Source organism: Dactylosporangium vinaceum, from assembly GCF_019904175.1.
GTDB classification, from domain to species: domain Bacteria; phylum Actinomycetota; class Actinomycetes; order Mycobacteriales; family Micromonosporaceae; genus Dactylosporangium; species Dactylosporangium vinaceum.
The window spans coordinates 10542605-10560227 of sequence record NZ_CP061913.1 but is presented as its reverse complement, the minus strand read 5'-3'; the positions used below and the strand labels follow the sequence as shown (position 1 = coordinate 10560227).

The window sequence follows — 17623 nt, the reverse complement described above, 5'->3', positions numbered from 1 at the left end:
TTCAGGGTTGCGGGCGGTCCTCGTCGAACAGCACCGGCAGCGGCAGACCGTCGGCGCGGTCGCGGATCGTGTGGGTCCGCCGGCTGAGCAGATACTGCGCGGCCTCCCGCGACGTGCGCTTCTGCCCGTCGAGGTTCATGCAGCGGGCGATGCGCCCGGCCACGATCGGGGTGGCGAACGAGGTCCCGCTCCAGCGCGCGTACCCGTGGAAGTGCAGCTCGTCGCCCTGCTCGCCCGCGGTGACACAGGTGCAGTGCGGGTACAGCGGGTCGTAGCCGATGTGATAGCGGCAGTCGCGGGTGCGCTCGTGCACGTTCTTGTAGCGCCCGGTGGCGAAGATGTTGGTGAGCCGCTCGCCCGGCGCATACACGGTGACCCACTCGCCGCAGTTGCTGAAGCAGGCCCGGCCCGCCTCGTCCTCGCGGAGCGCGCCGACGGCCACGATGGCCCGCGACTCGGCGTACTGCGGTGCCAGTGCGGCCGGCCAGAACGGCTGATGCGGCTCACCGTCGTTCCCGGCCGCGGCGACGAGCACCGTCTCCGGATGCTCGTCCACGAGCCGCCGCACGAACTCCTCCAGCCCGAAGAGCGGCCGCTCGTCGACGGTGGGCGCGCCCGCGGAGAGGCTGATGATCGCCGGCCACGGCCCGTCGGCGGGCAGCTCGTCGAGGAGCACCTGGCCGAGGCAGTACTCGCTTATCGTGCCCGCGTTGCGCAGCGCGTTCGACACCGTCAGGTTCACGCCCGGCGCGACGTTGCGCAGGACGCCCGCGATGAAGGTGCCGTGGCCGTAGTACTGCGAGATCACGCCGGGCTCCGTCAGGGCGACCCGCGGACCGCCCTCGACGTCGGCGACCTGTGTGAACTCCTCGAACTGCGGCACCAGGCCGGTGTCGATGACGAGCACGTCGACGCCGCGGCCGGCCTCGGGGTCCGGGTGCACGGGCGGCGTCAGCGCCGGGGCCGGTCCACCGCGTCCGCGCGCCGGGAGACTGGGCTCGTCGGCCGGGCAGCTGTTCACCGGGGTGATCGTCACCAGGTGGTTGGGCGAGACGTCGGCCGCGCGGGCGGCCAGGACCTCGCCGTTGATCGGGACGCGCATGATGCCGTGCGCGGTCTGGGTCGCCACGTCGGTGCGCGCGTTCAGCCGCGACCGCGCGGCGGCGTCGTCGGTCCCGCGGACGAGGACGAAGCCGGGCTCGACGAGGTACCGCGGCGTCGCCGTGCGGTCGTCCTCGGCTTCCGGCGGCCCGACGGCGGCCGGTCCGAAGTGCGAGCGGATGCCCTCGACCTGTTCCCAGAACCTCTGTTGCGGATCGTGCAAGGGACGTACCATCATCAGCCCTTCTCGAGAGTGCAGAGGTGATGGTTCGGGTGTCCGCCTGATACACGCCGTGCGCTCCTAGCTTTAGCATCGGCGAATGCCGGATCGCATCAGGCGCTCGTCCGATGTCGCGGACCGCGCCGCCATTCCGGCCGCTTCACCGCCGACGGTCTTCACGCGCCCGCGCCCGCGCTCGTCCGATGCCGCTGGAACGGCCGCGCTGCTGCCGATGGTTTTCGCGCGCCCGCGCGAGGCGGTGGCCGGCGCCCGGCGGGTGCTGGCGGGCGACCCGGCGCCGCTCGACGCCTCGATCGCCCACCAGGTGATCGGCCTGGTCGAGCGCGACTTCGGCGACGCCTCGGCCGCTGTCGGCCGGCTGCTGCTGGCCGTACGCCTGGCCCGCGCGGCCGGGTCCGCCGAGCGGGAGGCCGATGCGCTCGCGGCGTACGGCGTCGCGCTGATCCACGCCGGCCGGACCCGGGCCGGCCTGGCCCGCCTCGACCGGGCCGTCCACCTGGCCCGGGGCGCGGAGGCGGCCCGGGTCCGGTTCCGGCGCGCCCGCGTCCTCTGGGTGCTCGGCCGCCCGGCCGCCGCGCTCGACGACCTGCGCCGCGCCCTGCCGGTGCTGCGCCGGGCCGGCGACCCGATCTGGACCGCCCGCGCCCTGACCCTGCGCGCCCTGCTCCGCCTCGCCCAGGGCGCGGCCGCCGGCGCCGCGGACGACCTCGGCCTGGCCGAGCGGCTGTTCGCCACCACCGACCAGGCCCACGACGTGGCGGTGGCCGTGCACAACCGCGGCCTGGTGGCCTTCCGCGCCGGTGACCTCCCGGCCGCGCTCGCCCACCTCGACGCGGCCGCGCGGGCCTACCGCCGCCTGGGCACACCGGCGCCCGACCTCACGATCGACAGGTGCGCGGTGCTGCTGACCGCCGGGCTGGCCCGCGAAGCCCTGGAGGTCGCCGCCGCCGGGGTGCGCGAGCTGGAGACCCTCCGCGGCCAGGCCACCCGCAAGGCCGAGCTGCTGCTCATGGCCGGGCGCGCCGCCCTGGCCGCGGCCGATCCGGTCACCGCAGGGTCCCTGGCCACCGCGGCGAGCCGCCTCTTCCAGGCTCAGCGGCGCGACTGGTGGCTTTTTCACTCCCGATTGGTACTGCTCCAGAGCCGATCGTTCACGCCCGCCCTCATGCGCCAGGCCGCCGCGGTGGCGACGCGGCTGGAGGCGCTCGACTCGCCCGAGGCCGGCCCGGCCCACCTCCTCGCCGGCCGGGCCGCCCTCGCGCTCGGCCGCGCCGCCGTGGCCGACCGGCACCTGGCCGCGGCGGCCCGGGAACGGGGACGGGGCGCGGCCCTGAGCCGGGTGACCGGGTGGCTGGCCGAGGCGCTGCGGTGGGAGGCGGCGGGCGATCCGCGGCGGACGCTTGCGGCGTGCCGGCGCGGGCTCGACGTGCTGCGGCGGCACCAGAGCAGCCTCGGCGGCTCGGAGCTGCGGGCCCAGTCCACCACCCGCGGGGCCGAGCTGGCCGCAACCGCCTTGCGGACCGGTCTGCGGGCCGGCGGCGCCCGGCGGCTGCTGGAGTGGTGCGAGCGATGGCGGTCGATAGCCCTCGCGGTCCCGCCCGCGCGGGCCGGCGCCGACCGGGGCATGCGGGCGGAGCTGGTGCGGTATCGGGGCGTCACGGCGAGACTGACCGAGGCGCAGACGGCCGGCCGGGCGGCACCGCACCTGCGACGCGCCCAACTCGCGCTCGAGCGCCGTATCCGCGCCAGGTCGTTGCAGCGGCCCGGCGACTGGGGCGACCTCGTGCAGCTGCGCCCCGTCGTGCCGGCGCTGCTGGCCGCCCTGGGCCCGGCGCGGCTGCTGGAGCTCGCCGACATCGAGGGCCAGGTGCACGTCCTGGAGTGCGCGGACGGCCGGGTCCGCCGGCATCCGGCCGGTGCGAGAGCCGAGGTCGCCGCCGAGCTGGAGTTCGCCCGCGCCGCCCTGCAGCGGCTCGCGTTCGGCGCCGACCGGCCGCGCGCCCGAGCGACAATGGCCGCGCTCGACGCGAGCGGTGCACGGCTGCAGGAGCTCCTGCTCGGCGGCGCGGCAACCGGCCTGACCGGGGGACCGGTCGTGCTCGTGCCGCCGGCGTGGATGCACGGCCTTCCGTGGGCACTGCTGCCGGCCCTGCGCCCGCTCGCGTTCTGCGTGGCCCCGTCGGCCCGGGCGTGGCTGCGGTCGCGCTCGCTGCAAGAGCCGACAACCCGTGATGTGGTACTGGTGGCCGGCCCGGGCCTCGCCGGCGGCCCGCTGGAAGTGGCGGCGATCGCGAAGCTGTACGAGCAGCCGACGGTGCTGGACGGCCCGCGGGCGACGGCCGCCGGCACCCTCGAAGCGCTTGACGGGAGCTGGCTCGCCCACGTCGCGGCGCACGGAAAGTTCCGCGCCGACAGCCCGCTGTTCTCGGCGCTGCACATGCACGACGGGCCGATGACCGTGCACGACTTCGAGCGGCTGCGCACGGCGCCCTACCGGCTGGTGCTGTCCAGCTGCGACTCGGCCCGCCTCGCCCCGTCCGGCGCCGACGAGCTGCTCGGGCTGGCAGCCGCGCTGCTGCCGCTCGGTACCGCCGCGATCATCGCCAGCGTGGTACCCGTCGACGACGAGGCGACCGCCGACCTCATGCAGACCCTGCACCGCGGGCTCCGCCACGGCCTGACCACCGCCGCCGCCCTGTCGGCGATGCGCGCGGAAGCGGCGGAAGACCCACTGGCCACGGCCACGGCCTGCGCGTTCACGGCAATCGGCGCAGGCTGACGGCCGCCGCGTACTTCACAGCGACCCGGGAGTGGATGGAGCAGGTCGCGGCGCCGGCTGGACAGCTTCCGTGGGGGCCTGGGTGGGTACCGTCGGGCGCGCCTGCGGTACCCACCTCCGGCTCTGAGGCTCAGGTGGGGAGCTTGACGATCGTGTAGGTGTCGGTCGGGGCCGGTGCCGGCAGGTCGAAGCGGGCGTTGACGGCGTAGATCCAGCCGCCGAAGTCCGCGATGGTGGCGGGGACCTGCAGCCGCGGGTCGGTGATCTCCGCGACCAGCTCCGCCGACGTGCGGTGCAGGCGGAACTTGGCGATCACGTTGAAGGAGTTGCGGACGACGTACAGGTACGGGCCGCGCCGCAGCAGCCCGTCGCCCTGCAGGACGGTGGCGCCGCCGAGGTCGTACTGGAAGGTCGCGCCCGAGCGCGGGTCGTAGGAGAAGAGCCGGTCGGCGAGCATCTGGACGATGACCAGCCGGCCGTCGGCGGTGACCTCGATGCCGTTGTTGAACGCGCCGGTCTCGCCGAGGCCGCCGGTGAGGTCGATGGTGTGCGCGGCGCCCAGGTTGAGCGGTAGCCGGTAGAGCACCGGGCGGTCGGAGTCGGTGAGGTAGGCGCCGTTCGGGGTGAGGACGACGTCGTTGACGAAGCTCCCGCCGAGGTCGTACTGGGCGAGGGTGCGGCCGGTGCGAGCGTCGTACACGCTCGCGCCACCGGTGCCGGCGCCGCAGACCCACAGCCGGCCGCGAGTGTCTACCTTGATGCCGGTGGCCTGGCCCCCGCTGCGGCCCGGCACGAGGATCGATCCCTTGCCGGTGATCAGGCTTCCCCGGTACACGGCGCCGTCGACGAGCGAGCCGACGTAGAAGGTGGTGCCGGAGATGGCGATGCCCTCGGGCTGGAAGCCGTCGGGCAGGTCGATGACGTCCGGGAAGACCGGCGTCCCGTGCGTGGTGGCTGCGTGTCCGGTTCCCCCGGGAATCGCCAGGGCGGCGCCGATGCCGGCGGCCCCCGCGAACAACGTTCGTCTGCGCATTCGTCACACGCTATCGAAAGATCGCGATACGTAGATGCCCTGCGCCACGGTGTGGGACGGTCGCCGGACCGCCTCGCATCGTGGTCGACACCTGTCCGCCCGGGCCGATCAGGTGATCGCCGCCGCGGTCGGGTGTCGTTTGCGGGGATCACTGGTTGTCTCGACGCTCTCGCGCGCCTAAACTGCAAACATGGTTCGCAGTTCACTTCGAAAGGGCGGGTCGATGCGGACCGAACGGATCACCGGTGGGGACGGCGCGAACATCGTGGTGTACTCGTTCGGCGCAGGGCCGGGCATCGTCATCCTGCACGGCGGTGGGGTGCAGGAACGCGACTACCACCGTCTGGCCAAGGCGCTGGCCGACCGGTTCACGGTGCATCTCTACAACCGCCGCGGGCGGCCGGACTCGGCTGCGCTGACCGGGACCGAGACGATCGGCACCGATATCGGCGACCTCGCCGCGGTCCTCGACCACACAGGCGCCCGCAGTGTGTTCGGCCACAGCGGCGGCGGCTTCGTCGCACTGCGCGCCGGCCTGAGCCTTCCGCTGGAGCGCATCGCGGTCTACGACCCGGGCCTGTCGATCATGGGGCGGCCGCGGTTCGCCTTCCTCGACGAGCTGGAGGAGGCCGTGCGGGCCGGTGACCACGTCCGCGCGATCACCATCGCCGGCCGCGCCGTGACCCCCGACAGCCCGGCCGCGAAGCTACCCTCAGCCGTGGCGGCGCTCATCAGCCGGCTGTTCCTCCGCACGCCGATCGGGCGCCGGTTCGAGGCGCTGATGCCCACGATTCCGCCCGAGGTCCGCCGGATCGCCGAGCACGACGGACCGGCCACGGACTACGCCGGCATCACCGCGGACGTGCTGCTGGCCGCCGGTGCGCGCAGCCCGCGGTACTTCACCGAGAACTGCGAGGCGGTCGCGGCCGCGATCCCCTGCGGGCGGGCGATCGTCATCCCTGGGGCGTCGCACAACACGGCCAACATCGCCCCGAAGCGGTTCGTCGAGCCGTTTGCCGCCTTCTTCGCGGGTGGACAGGTACTCGAGGCGCCATGACCCATGAACCGAACGATGCCCGGGTCGCGGCTTTCCCCGGCCGTGGCTGTTCGTCCAGCGGCTAGATGGCAGCCGACCCCCTCTCCGTGCTTCATTCCGCGCTCGGCCCTGCGCCCGACGGCCGCGGCGGGAGAGGCGCGGGCCTCTCCCGCCGCGGGATGGAGCGGTTCAGGTGTCGAGCGCGTCAGCGCCGTTCACGGGTCGAGCGATTCCGGCGTGGTGCCGGTCCGATGTGATGCCGGTCCGGCCTGGTGCGGCGATTCGGGTCAGGAGTTGACCAGGATGTCGTAGTAGCGGATCTCCGTGGCCGTCCCGGCGGCCGTGTGGCCGATGACCGTCAGGCGGTGGACGCCGCCGGTCGCCGGGGTGTACGTGGTGGTGGCCCGGCCCTGGGCGTCGACCGGGACGGTGACGGGCTGGGCGTCGTCGAAGGCGAAGTCGAACGATGTCACGCCTTCCATGCCGCCGCTGGCGGTGAAGTGGCCCTCGACGCCCACTGCGCCGGACCAGACGCCGTTGGGGAACTCCGTCGAGGCGACGAACGGCAGCGTGCCGACCTGGAAACGGAACTCCTGCGGATAGGACAGCTCGCCGGCGGCGGTACGGCCGCGGACCACCAGGACGTTGAGGCCGGTGCGGTCCGGGACGATCGTCACGGTGGTGCCGAAGCCGTCGGACACCGCCGGGGCGACGATCTCCGGCCCGGCGTTGAGCGTGTAGACGTACTCCACCGTCTCCGGCACGTACTCGGTGCGGAAGGTGACGGTGCCGGGGACACCCAGGCCGCCGCTCGTCCAGTACTCGCTGTAGGACGAGTACACCTCGACGTTGGTGAGGCGCAGGTTGGTGTAGAAGCTGCGCTCGGGCGACTCGGTGCCGTCAGCGGCCACGCTCGTGGCACGGATCGACAGCGTCGTGCTGTCCGAGGGGATGTAGGTGAAGCTCGCCGTGCCGTCGGCGGCCGCGGCCATCGTCTGCGACGGAGCCCAGTTGACCGAGTAGTGGAACTCCTTCGCGTCCGGCCGGATCGAGGTCAGCTTCACGGTCACCGGGTGGCCCATCGCGCCGGGCGACGGGTCGGTGGCGATGAGCGGCGCCTCGTACGGCTGCCACGTGAACGTGGCCGCCGGCGAACGGCCACCGCCGGGCAGCAGCGCCTGTGCGACGACCGTGTTGTCCCCGAGCCGGGGGGTCACCGAGACGACGGTGCCGTACCACGGGCCGGTCACGGTCTGCTCGGCCCCGCCGTTGAAGGTGTAGACGAAGCCCGTGACGTCGGTCATCTGACTGGACAGCCGCAGCTCGAGCGGCTTGCCCGGGGCGTCGGTGCGGGTCGTGGTCTGTAGCTCCTGCGCCCAGATCTGCGGCTTCGGATCGATGACGTTGAACTGGTAGTAGTTCTCCTGCGACAACGCTCCGCCGGGCCCGATCGAGCGGACCGTCAGGTAGGTCCAGCCCGGCGGGTCGGCCGTCCAGTGGAGCGTCGCCACGCCGTCCGCGCCCGCCGCGATGCGCTGCTCCCCGTTGCCGAAGTCGTAGGCGTAGCCGACGACGCCGGTGCTGCGCGGCTTGAAGGTGAACGTGCCGGTCTCGCCGGCGAGCGCGTCGCGCTCCAGGTTGAACTCCGCGGAGGAGACGTCCGGCGCGTCGGAGACCTCGACGTCCACCGACTTCTCCCCGAGCAGCTTGCCGGCGGCGTTGTAGCTGCGCAGGAAGGTCTTGACGTAGCCGGTGGCCGGGAAGACGATCTGCCCGGTCGCGCCGGTGCCGGACGGGTTGGGGATTCGGGTTTCCGAGCCGCCCTGGACCTGGTAGCCGAAGGTGGCGGCGCTGCCGTACAGCGTGATCTTGCTCGGCAGCCCGACGCCGGCCACGTCGATCGTGGCCTCGGGCGCGGTCGCCGCCACCCAGAACCGGTACTCCGTCGTGGCGCCGTAGTTGCCGGCGGTATCGATCGATTGGATGGAGAGGGACTGCGGCCCGCTTCGGGTCGGCGTGTACTCCATGACGGCGCGGCCCTGATGGGCGTCGACGAGGCCGCTCAGCCCTTGCCAGTCGCGCCAGACGAACGCCGCGACGTTGGCCTCGCCGGCCGCGTCGAGCCGGAAACGGCCCTTGATGCCCTGGCCGCCGGTCGCCACCGCGCCGGTCGGGTAGAGCTTCGAGGCGACGACCGGGGGCGTGGCCGGGCCCTGCTTGTCGATGCGGACGTAGCAGGTCTTGGACCAGGCGCCGTAGTCGGTGTAGTCGTAGCCGTGGGCCTGCCAGGCCACGACCGTGCCGTCGGCGTACTCGCTCAGGTCGACGTTGTCATAGGCGATGCCGCGTTCCTTGCGCTGCTCCGGATGGTCGATCGGCCAGGTGGCGAAGGTGAGCGAGACATAGTCGCCGTCGGCGTCGGCCGTGTCGACGGTGAGCGCGTCCGAGGCCCGGGCCGGGCTCGGCTTCTGCGGTGTGCCGCACGGCCGGTCCGGATAGCGCAGCCGCGGGTTGCTCACGGTGGGCGGGTGGTTGCTTGTCGAGCTCAGCGTCGGTGCCTGGATCGTGCGGCCGAGGTGGACGTCGGCCTCCTGGGCGGCGGCGACGCGATATTCGAAGGTGATGGTCTTGTCCCGCCGGACGATCGCGGCGTTGAGCTGGTCGACCATCTCACGGCCCAGGTAGCTCGGGCACGACCAGCTGCCGCTGCCGACCTGGACGGCGAAGAGCCGCTCGAGTTCGTTCGGCGGGTTCTTCCAGGAGGTGTTGTCCCGCACCGGTGCGGTGCGCCACAGCTCGACCGTGGCCGCCTTCGTGCAGTCGGTGACGTGGTCCTCGTAGGTGTACAGGTACGAGCTGTGGACGACCTGCCCCTTGAGGCTGCTGAGATCGAACGTGAAGTAGGAGCGGTAGGTGTGGGGCTTTCCGGCCTGATCGGCGATGGTGCCCACCGGCGGCGGGACGGTGGCGTCGACGAACTTTGCTTTGGGGCTCGTCGAGTCGAGGTATGCCCAGCTCAGCCTGGGCAGGTTGACGGACTGCCAGCCTGCGGTGGCGGGCTGCCCGGTGGCGAACACGGCCACGGTCGCCGCGACGGCCGTGGCGAGCAGCGCCGCCAGGCTTGATCGGACGGTGGGTCTCATGCGTGGTCCCTCCCCGTGTCCGCGGCGGAATGGCCGCGGTACAAGAGGATCGTAGGCCCGGGGTGCGACAGTTTTTTCCCGGCCGTCCAAAGTGGACAAAGTCGCCTAGATGTCCGCGATTGCCAGCACAACGCGCCCGGTGACGTCGTCGCAGTCGCTGCGTCCGCCGTGCTTCTGAACGGCAGTTGCCTGCACGCGTGGTCACCGCCCGGCGATCGGTGTGACGGATCCGGCAGGCGGCGAGTCATTCTCCGCCAGAAATCGCAAAGCGGTCATTGCGCAACCTTTTGGCCGATCGCGCCATTGATAAGCCGAAGACCGGCGAACCGAGCGCGTGGTGATGTTGCCGGCTGCGCCTGCTGAGGAGTTGTCGGAAGTTCTGCCCGTCAGGCCGAGCCCGACGGGCAGAACTGCTGCGCAGGTGCCCGGCCCGAGTGGGGCCGCTTCCCGCTCGGTCGCTGAGATTCAGTGCCGGCACTCCATGTAGCCGCCGGCGTTGTCCCATGCGCGCCCCGAGCCGCCGCAGTACTTGCAGCCAGCGCCGGGGCTCGTCGGGTACTCGTAGGCGCTGTATCCGTACGACGATGTCGAGGAACCAGTCGAACGGCCGCGGCGGAACAGCTTCCGGCCGAGGTATGCCGCGCCGCCGGCCACGATGGCCACTGTGATGCCTGAGATGGGGTCCATACCGTCCTCCAGATGCGGTGATGTGATGAAACCGTGCGAGCAGGTCAGGGGATGCAGTTGTGGCTGTGATCGGCGGAGTAGGTGGTCTGCACCGCACCCATGCCGATGTTGCGCACCGTCAACTTGAAGCAGCCGCCTGAGCGGGCGGCCTCCTGGCTGGCGCGCTTGATGTTCAGTCCCTCGGCGTAGAACAGCAGGTCGCACGTCAGGCCGCCGGCGAAGCCGGTGACCAGGCCGGCGGACGTGCAGGCCGCGATGCTGGCGGCTCCGATGGCCGCATCGGTCGACACGTCGCCGAGCTTGTCGTTGAACCAACGGGTGGTGCCCTGGGTGTAGTACACGTCCAGCGTCGTCAAACTGACCCGCTTGCTCAGGTTGTTGGCGTTGCGGGAGAAGACGGCGTCCTTGTCGGGCATTCGGGGCAGTGTGGCCGGTCGGCCCGCCGGGACGGGGCGATTGGCGTCGCGGTCGAGGTTCTTCAGCGTGATCGGGCCCGCCTGACCGTCCTGGGCGAGTCCGGCCCAGCCCTGGTAGTAGACGACGGCCAAGCGGGTGCGGGCGCCGTAGAGGCCGTCGGCGCGGAAGGCGTCCTTCCAGCCGGGCAGTGCGAGCAGTGACTCCTGCAGGGACTTCACGCACGGGCCCGACGCGCCCACTGCGAGGATCCGGGAGAAGCAGGTGCTCAGGCTCGGCGTGTTGACCGCGACGTTGACCAGCTCGGGTGAGTCGTTCGCCTCGACCACCATCGAGGGCTCGGGGCCGGCGCTACGGTCCGGCGTCAGGGTGGCGGCCAGGCCCAGGCCGAGGGCGGTGACGACCGCCAGACCACTCATCATCAGCTTCGTACCCATGGGCGTTCCCCATTCTCGCGACGGATCTGCGGCACACGTCCAGGGGACCTCTGAGAGCGCTTCCGGACTACGGCGGAATCACCGCACTTCGATGTGGAAACGCTCGGCAAGCGGCCGGGGTTTTCCACGTACTGCCCCGGGGGCGAACTGGCTAGCCTGGGACCGTGCTGCGGATCGAGTACCACGACGGCCGGCGCGACGCGGCGGCACCGCAGTGGCGCACGGCGGCGACGCCGATCGTCGTCGCGCTGCTGGTCGGCCAGCTGCCGCTGATCGCCGGGCGGCCGTTCTGGGCCGACCATGCGGTCCTCGCGGTGCTGACGGTGCTGATGGCCGCCCTGCTCGCCGCGGCCGGGGCGGTCCTGATGCTCGGCGGTGGCAGCCGCAAGACCGGCGTGGCGCTGATCATCGCCGCCCTGCTCTACAGCGCCGCCTGGGCCGGCGCGTGGAACCGGGGCTGGTGGCCGCTTATCGGCGAGTACACCCAGTCCGTGTTCTTCATCGTCCTCGGCGTCGGGATCCTGCTGCACGGCCGGCCCCGCTTCGCCGGGCGGCTGGAGTGGGCCTGGACCTGGCTCGCGGTCGTCGTGCTCATCGGTGCCCAGACCTCCTCGGTGCTCGTCGTGCGGCCGGAGCAGATCGGTTACGCGGCGGACGTGGTGTGGCCCGACCTCAGGGTGTCCCGGTCGGTGGCGGACGGCTGGCTGCTCGTCGCGGCGGTGAGCTACGCGGTGCTTGCCATTTGCTTCGTGGCGGTACTCGTGGTGCGCCGACGTGATCTGCCCAGGCTGGATCGGCACCGAAGCCTGCCGCTGGTCGTCGTCAGCGGCGTATTCGCGGTCGCGTCGGCGGTCGTGCAGTACCCCGTCACGGAGGTCGGCACGTCCTTCGAGGGCACGATGCTGGCCCGCGGCGCGCAGGGCGCGATGGCCGTCATCGTGCCACTCGCGCTGTTCGCGTCGGCCGTGCGGGCTCGGTGGTCCGAAGAGATGCTCGCGGTACAGTTGAATCGGCTCATTGGACCGCCCACACCACAGTCGGTCGAGGCCGGCCTGCGCACGGTGCTGCAAGATCCGACGCTGCGGATCTGGTATTGGCTGCCGGAGATCCGCCTCTACGTCGCCGGCGAGGGCGACATCCGCTTCGCGCCGCCGTCGGACGACCGCGGGCTTGTCGAGTTCCGGGTCACGGGCAGCGCCGAGCCGCTCGTGCAGTGCGAGCTGGACCCCGCCGTCCTCACCCACGCCAACCTGGTGCGGGCGGCGCTGGCGGCGTGCGTTTCCGCGCTACAGGCCAATCAGCTCCAGCTCGTGGCGATCGAGCGGCTGCGGGCTGACCAGTACCGGCTGGTCGAGGCCGAGCGCGACGGCCGCCGCAAGCTCGCCCGCAACCTGCACGACGGCGTGCAGCAGTTGCTTGTCGCGCTCAAGTTCGACCTCGCCCGGATCGCCCGGCTCAGCGACCCTGACGCTGTGCGCGAGCAGATCGCCGAGTCCGGCGAACGCGTACAGTCGATCATTGCTGATGTCCGGAACATCGCGCACGGCGCCCAGGCGCCCTCGCTACTCGACCAGGGGCTGGCCGGGGCGCTGGAGGTCCTCGCCGAGCGGCACCACCTTCCGCTCGCACTGAGCCTGGGGGTGACGGAGCTGCCGGGTGACCTCGAGCGGGAGCTCTTTTACGTGCTGAGCGAGGCGCTGACCAACGTCGTCATGCACGCGCAGGCGAGCTCGGTCCGCGTCGGCCTGCGATCGGAAGGCGACACGGTGGTCGCGGAGGTCGTCGACGACGGGATCGGCGGGGCAGTTGTCCGCGACGGTCACGGCTTGCGCGGCATCTCGGAGCGCGTCCGGGCCTTGCGCGGGCACCTGGAGATCGACAGCCGAGCGGGCGGCGGCACGCGGCTGACCGTCGTGCTGCCGAGGACGGAGGAGACGACATGAAGGTCGCCATCGCGGACGACCACGGGATCTTCCGGGACTCGGTCGCCCGGGCCCTGCGCGACATCGACGTGACCGTGCCGATCTGCGTCGGCTCCGGCGACGAGCTGCTGGCCTGGATGCAGTCCGAGCCAGTCGACGTCGCGATCGTCGACGTCCGCTTCGGTGACGACGAGGCCCGCCGCACCGCCGGCCTCGCCACCGCCCGCAAGGTCAAGGAGCAGTTCCCGGGCGTCGCCGTGCTGGTGCTGACGATGCAGGTCGCCACCGCGCAGGCCATCAGCCTCCTGCGGGACTTCCCCACCGGCATCGGCTACCTGCAGAAGGACGAGGTCGCCTCGGTCGAGGATCTCCTGCCCGCCTTTGACCGGCTGCTGGCGGGCGAGCAGGTCGTCGGCCGCTCCGTCGTGGACCTCCTGCTGCGCTCCACCGCCCAGACCAACGCACTGACCCGCCTGTCCGAGCAGGAACGCAACGTGCTGCGCCTCATGGCCGAGGGTCTCACCAACGGCGGCATCGCCCGCCGGCTCAATCTTTCGGCGCGAGCCATCGAGGACCACGTCTCCCGCGTCTTCGACAAGCTCGGCATCCGCACCGGCGACGGCAACCCGAGAGTCCTCGCCGTCATCACCTGGCTTCGACTGTCCCGCCCGGCTTCGTGACCCTGAAGGCGCTCGCCGGGATTACGGTGCTCGCGCACTATCCGGTGGGCGTAAGCCCGCTCGACGTACGAAGCGTGCTGTTGTGACGTGTTCCGTGTTGCCGCGTTCAGGCGCCGTCGATCACATCCGGATCACGCTCATCGGGATGCTTGGGTCGTTGGTTGCGGTGCGGAGGGGGCGTGACCGGCGATGATGATCGTGTGCCGCTGAGAGGCTCCGGCCTCGCTCTCACGCTCCAGCCGGTCGGCCTCCTGGCCTATTCCGCTCACGGGCGCCGCCGCGAGGCGCGCCTGGTGACAGGCGGCTCGGGCTCGGCTCGAACCGCCTGGAAGCCCGAGTCGTCGCCGAGGTGGAAGAAGATGCGCCCGTCGAGGCTGCCGTCATCGGCCGGCACGGCCCAGCCGCGGCCGCTGACCGGATCGCCCTCGTCGCTGCCCTCCCAGGTGAACTCGGCACAGGGCCGCCCGTCGCGACTCACCTCACGGCAGTCCATCCACCCCTCTACGGCGATGTCGGTCAGTGCTTCGGCGACCAGGGATCGACGTGCTGGGGGAGTAGTTCGCGGCCGTACGCTACCCCGTGATGATGGACGATCGGTCGCATCATCCGTGGACATCTGGTCGCCGTATTGGTGAGCGTCCGGACGCTCCTTCTCCGGGCAGATAGTCGGTGGCCGGCGCCGATGCTTCGGGTCCGTCTCGCTCGTGAGGCTGCGTCTCATCCGGGACGATGGTGTGGTGTTGATCGTGCGTGCGACGAAGAAGCTTCGTGACCGGATCGGTCCGCTGGACCTGCGCGGCGACGAGCGGTCCACGACGGTGCTCGGCGAGTGGTACGCGACCAGGTTCGGCTGGCGGGCGGACGTCCTGCTCCTGGTCAACGAGGCGACGCTGCTACCGGTGCTACTCCCGCTCGCCCCAGCCGCCACCGCACTGTCCCGGGCGGCCGACCAGATCGCCGCGGCAATGGCCACCTACGGCGCCTCGGACGCGATCATCGATGCTGAGCTCGAACAGATGCGTCCGCACCGGATCGGTACTACCGCCAACCGCAGTGTCGTGGGGATCATGAACGAGTTCGGTTACCTCGCCGACGTCTACCGTGGCCGGAGCGGGCAACCGAACCTCGACGAGCTGGCCGCACGGCTCGCGACCGCACCCTGCAGCCCGCTGTACCGCACCCACATCAGTCCCGACCGCGCGTTCACCGCTCTCGTGCGCACGATCCCGCGCCGAGGCGGCGCCCCGACGGCATGATCAATACGACCCATGCCCGTTGCGCGGGATCGCTGTAGTCGACGGCGGTGAGCAGCTCGGCTGCGTCCCGGGTCTGGGTGACCGTGGATCGGCCTGGCCTGGTCGTTGTCGCGGGACGGCCGGCGGCATCGTAGGTGTGGCTCGTGGTGAGGTTGCGGGCGGAGCCCCCGGCCTATCACCCGATCGTGGTGCCCCGCCCGCCAATCCGGCCACCGACCCGGGCCGAATCGCACATGCGGTGCCGGGGCGGGCGCCACCCGGTCACACATCCGGGCTGCCCCGGCACTTGCCGTGTCATTCCCAGTCGCTGTCCGTTATGCGCATTACGGGACGGTATCCGGCATACAGCCGGATGCCGCAGTGGCATGCGTTGTTGGGCGCTCAGCGCTTGCCGGCCCCGGGGCCGGCTCTGTCCAGAACCGGCACCGATTGACCAGGCAGGGGTCGCAATGGCCCCGAGAGAGAGGGTTCATGGCAAGGAGCACGCTCGCCGACCGGTGGTCACGCGCCGGGCGGGCATGTCTCGCCGCGTCAGCGGCACTGGGCACTTTGGCGGTATCGAGCAGCGGGTTCGCCCCGATCGGGGCACAGGCTTCCAGCCACCGGGAAGCGCCGCTCATCTCGTCGGACCCGAAGGTCGACAACACCGACGTCTACGCGTTCACGAGCCCGGACGACCCGACGTCGGTGACGATCGTCGCGAACTGGCTGCCGTTCGAGGAGCCGGTCGGGGGTCCGAACTTCTACGGGTTCGACGACAACGCCCGCTACGACATCAACATCGACAACGACGGCGACGCGGTCGCCGACATCACCTACCGGTACCAGTTCAACACCACCGACAGCCGGGGCGGCACGACGTTCCTGGCCAACAACGGGCCGGTCAACCACCTGACCGACCCTACGCTGCTGGTCAAGCAGACCTACAACCTGACCAGGATCGCCGGTGGCACCACCACGCTCGCCACCGGCGCGCCAGTGGCGCCGTCGTACGCGGGCAAGGCATCGATGCCCAACTACGCGACGCTGCGCCAGGAAGCGATCACGAGTGCGGGCGCCGGGCGGCAGTCCTTCGCCGGTCAGGCCGACGACCCGTTCTTCGCCGACCTGCGGGTCTTCGACCTGCTCTACGGCGGTGACCTGAAGTCCGTCGGGCAGGACACGCTGGCCGGATACAACGTGCAGACGGTCGCGCTGAAGATCCCGAAGTCGGAGCTCGCGCTGGGCGGCAACGCGACCCGCAACCCGGTCATCGGCATCTGGAGCGCCACGTCGAAGCAGACGCTGACGCTCGCGGCCGGCACCGCGACGCCGGGCGGGGCCTTCGTGCAGGTCTCCCGCCTCGGCAACCCGCTCGTCAACGAGGCGGTGGCCCCGGCCGGCCTGAAGGACGCCTTCAACGGCAGCGTCCCGGCCGCCGACCATCTCAACGCCGCGCTGGTGAACCGGGTCAACGATCCGGAGATCCCGCACCTGATCCAGGCGATCTACGGTCTGGCCCCGCCGGCCGCACCGCGCCGGGACCTGGTCGAGATCTTCCTGACCGGGATCGCGACGAACGCGCCGACGCTCGACGCCCAGCCGGCGCCGATCCAGGCCGACCTGAACGCGCACGTGCTGAACCAGGACGTCGTCCCGGCCAGCTTCGTGCCGTCGGAGGAGCTGCGGCTCAACATGTCGGTCCCGGTCACGGCGAGCCCGAACCGGCTCGGCGTGCTCGCCGGCGACTTGCAGGGCTTCCCGAACGGCCGGCGGCTCACCGACGACGTCGTCGACATCGAACTGCAGGCGCTGGAAGGGGCGGCGCAGACCGGCCACCTGGTTCCGGCGCTCGCGGCCGGCGACGGAGTCAACGCCAACAACACGGCGTTCGGGGCGTCGTTCCCGTACGTCGCGCTGCCCAACACCACGGCCGTGAACCGGGCCGTGGACGCGGGCGGCCGGGGTGGCGGCATGCCGGTCGGCGGCGTCAACACCGGTGCCGGTGGCGCGCTGGTGGCCGGCTGGGGCTGGCTGCCGATCACCGCCGGTGTCGGGGCGCTCGTGCTGCTCGCGGGCGGTCTGCTGGTGCGCGTGCGGCGACGCTCCGCGCTTCGCTGACCAACCGGGTGCGGCGCGGTCCCCCAGGGGCCGCGCCGCACCTCCCCGACCTCCGAGAGGTGACGAGCATGGCGTCCCCCGCCCTTCTCGCCCGGCGCCTGCAGACGGCGCTCTGGCCGCACCGCAAGACCCTGGCCGGGCTCTGCGCCGGCCTCCTGGCCGGGCTGATCATCGCAACGTTGGTGCACGGCCCCGCGCCGCGGGCCGGCCTGCCGGTCGACCCGAGCGCGGTCGGCAACGCCATGGCACCACCGGACGGCTCCGCCGCCGCCGCGGCCCCGGTCTCCGCACCGCCCGGCCCGGGCGGCATCAATCCCACCGCCCAGCTGCGCAACGGACACGTGCAGCCGGGCGAGATCAGCATCCCGGAGATCGGCGTCCGGTCCTCGTTCGTGCACCTCGGGCTCAACCGCGACGGCACGCTCGAGGCCCCGAACCGCTACGACGTGGTCGGCTGGTACGCCGCCGGACCGCTCCCGGGCGACGCCGACGGGCCGCCCGCGGTCTTCGCCGGCCACGTGGACTCCAAGGCCGGACCCGGCGTCTTCTTCCGGCTGCACGAGCTGAAGGTCGGCGACGAGTTCACGATCGGCGGCACCGACGGGGCCGAGCGGACCTTCCGCGTGTACAAGACGATCACGTACCGGAAGGACGCCTTCCCCGCGAAGCAGGTCTACGCCAAGAGCCGGCAGGCCGAGGTCCGGCTGATCACCTGTACCGGCACGTTCAACTCGGCGACCGGGCACTACGAGGGCAACCTCGTCGTCTACGCGGCGCTGATCGGTGCGTGACCG

General features: G+C 71.8%; 13 protein-coding genes. 7 read left to right on the top strand and 6 right to left on the bottom strand.

The features are described 5' to 3' along the window. Position 1: 1 nt before the first annotated feature. Positions 2 to 1324, bottom strand: a complete 1323-nt coding sequence (locus tag Dvina_RS47440; RefSeq protein ID WP_223098317.1) for a S8 family peptidase — start codon at positions 1322 to 1324, stop codon at positions 2 to 4. Between the two features lie 97 nt (positions 1325 to 1421). On the opposite strand from Dvina_RS47440, the gene Dvina_RS47435 reads away from it, so the two are divergent. Continuing rightward, positions 1422 to 4121, top strand: coding sequence for a CHAT domain-containing protein (locus tag Dvina_RS47435; protein ID WP_223098314.1), 2700 nt, complete (start codon positions 1422 to 1424; stop codon positions 4119 to 4121). Between the two features lie 130 nt (positions 4122 to 4251). Here Dvina_RS47435 and Dvina_RS47430 read toward each other — a convergent pair whose 3' ends face one another. Beyond that, on the bottom strand, positions 4252 to 5154 hold the full coding sequence (locus Dvina_RS47430) for an SMP-30/gluconolactonase/LRE family protein (RefSeq protein ID WP_223098312.1): 903 nt from the start codon (positions 5152 to 5154) through the stop codon (positions 4252 to 4254). Positions 5155 to 5377: 223 nt separating this feature from the next. On the opposite strand from Dvina_RS47430, the gene Dvina_RS47425 reads away from it, so the two are divergent. Continuing rightward, complete coding sequence (locus tag Dvina_RS47425; RefSeq protein WP_223098310.1) at positions 5378 to 6211, top strand: alpha/beta fold hydrolase; 834 nt, start codon at positions 5378 to 5380, stop codon at positions 6209 to 6211. A 266-nt stretch (positions 6212 to 6477) separates the two neighbouring features. Here the strand turns inward: Dvina_RS47425 and Dvina_RS47420 are convergent, their stop codons facing one another. The 3 genes from Dvina_RS47420 to Dvina_RS47410 form a co-directional block, all read right to left on the bottom strand. After that, positions 6478 to 9333, bottom strand: coding sequence for a hypothetical protein (locus Dvina_RS47420; protein ID WP_223098308.1), 2856 nt, complete (start codon positions 9331 to 9333; stop codon positions 6478 to 6480). A gap of 465 nt (positions 9334 to 9798) precedes the next feature. After that, the gene (locus tag Dvina_RS47415) at positions 9799 to 10020 is read right to left on the bottom strand and encodes a hypothetical protein (RefSeq protein WP_223098306.1); all 222 of its coding nucleotides are present in this window, start codon (positions 10018 to 10020) and stop codon (positions 9799 to 9801) included. 44 nt (positions 10021 to 10064) lie between these two features. Then, positions 10065 to 10871 (bottom strand): peptidoglycan-binding domain-containing protein, encoded by an 807-nt coding sequence (locus Dvina_RS47410; protein WP_223098303.1) that lies wholly within the window; start codon positions 10869 to 10871, stop codon positions 10065 to 10067. 164 nt (positions 10872 to 11035) lie between these two features. On the opposite strand from Dvina_RS47410, the gene Dvina_RS47405 reads away from it, so the two are divergent. Together Dvina_RS47405 and Dvina_RS47400 are read left to right on the top strand one after the other, a co-directional pair. Beyond that, the gene (locus Dvina_RS47405) at positions 11036 to 12814 is read left to right on the top strand and encodes a sensor histidine kinase (protein ID WP_223098300.1); all 1779 of its coding nucleotides are present in this window, start codon (positions 11036 to 11038) and stop codon (positions 12812 to 12814) included. Next, on the top strand, positions 12811 to 13473 hold the full coding sequence (locus Dvina_RS47400) for a response regulator transcription factor (protein ID WP_223098298.1): 663 nt from the start codon (positions 12811 to 12813) through the stop codon (positions 13471 to 13473). Before Dvina_RS47405 ends, Dvina_RS47400 begins: the two co-directional genes overlap by 4 nt. Before the next feature lie 265 nt (positions 13474 to 13738). Here the strand turns inward: Dvina_RS47400 and Dvina_RS47395 are convergent, their stop codons facing one another. Next, positions 13739 to 13951, bottom strand: a complete 213-nt coding sequence (locus Dvina_RS47395; protein WP_223098296.1) for a hypothetical protein — start codon at positions 13949 to 13951, stop codon at positions 13739 to 13741. Positions 13952 to 14210: 259 nt separating this feature from the next. Between Dvina_RS47395 and Dvina_RS47390 the strand changes: the two genes are divergently transcribed. From Dvina_RS47390 to Dvina_RS47375, 3 genes are all read left to right on the top strand, one after another. Continuing rightward, entirely contained in the window at positions 14211 to 14729 is a 519-nt protein-coding gene (locus Dvina_RS47390) for a DUF6933 domain-containing protein (RefSeq protein WP_223098294.1), read from the top strand. A 471-nt stretch (positions 14730 to 15200) separates the two neighbouring features. Then, the gene (locus Dvina_RS47380; protein WP_223098292.1) at positions 15201 to 16829 is read left to right on the top strand and encodes a DUF4331 domain-containing protein; all 1629 of its coding nucleotides are present in this window, start codon (positions 15201 to 15203) and stop codon (positions 16827 to 16829) included. Between the two features lie 68 nt (positions 16830 to 16897). Then, entirely contained in the window at positions 16898 to 17620 is a 723-nt protein-coding gene (locus tag Dvina_RS47375; RefSeq protein ID WP_223098289.1) for a sortase domain-containing protein, read from the top strand. The last annotated feature ends 3 nt before the right edge of the window (positions 17621 to 17623 follow it).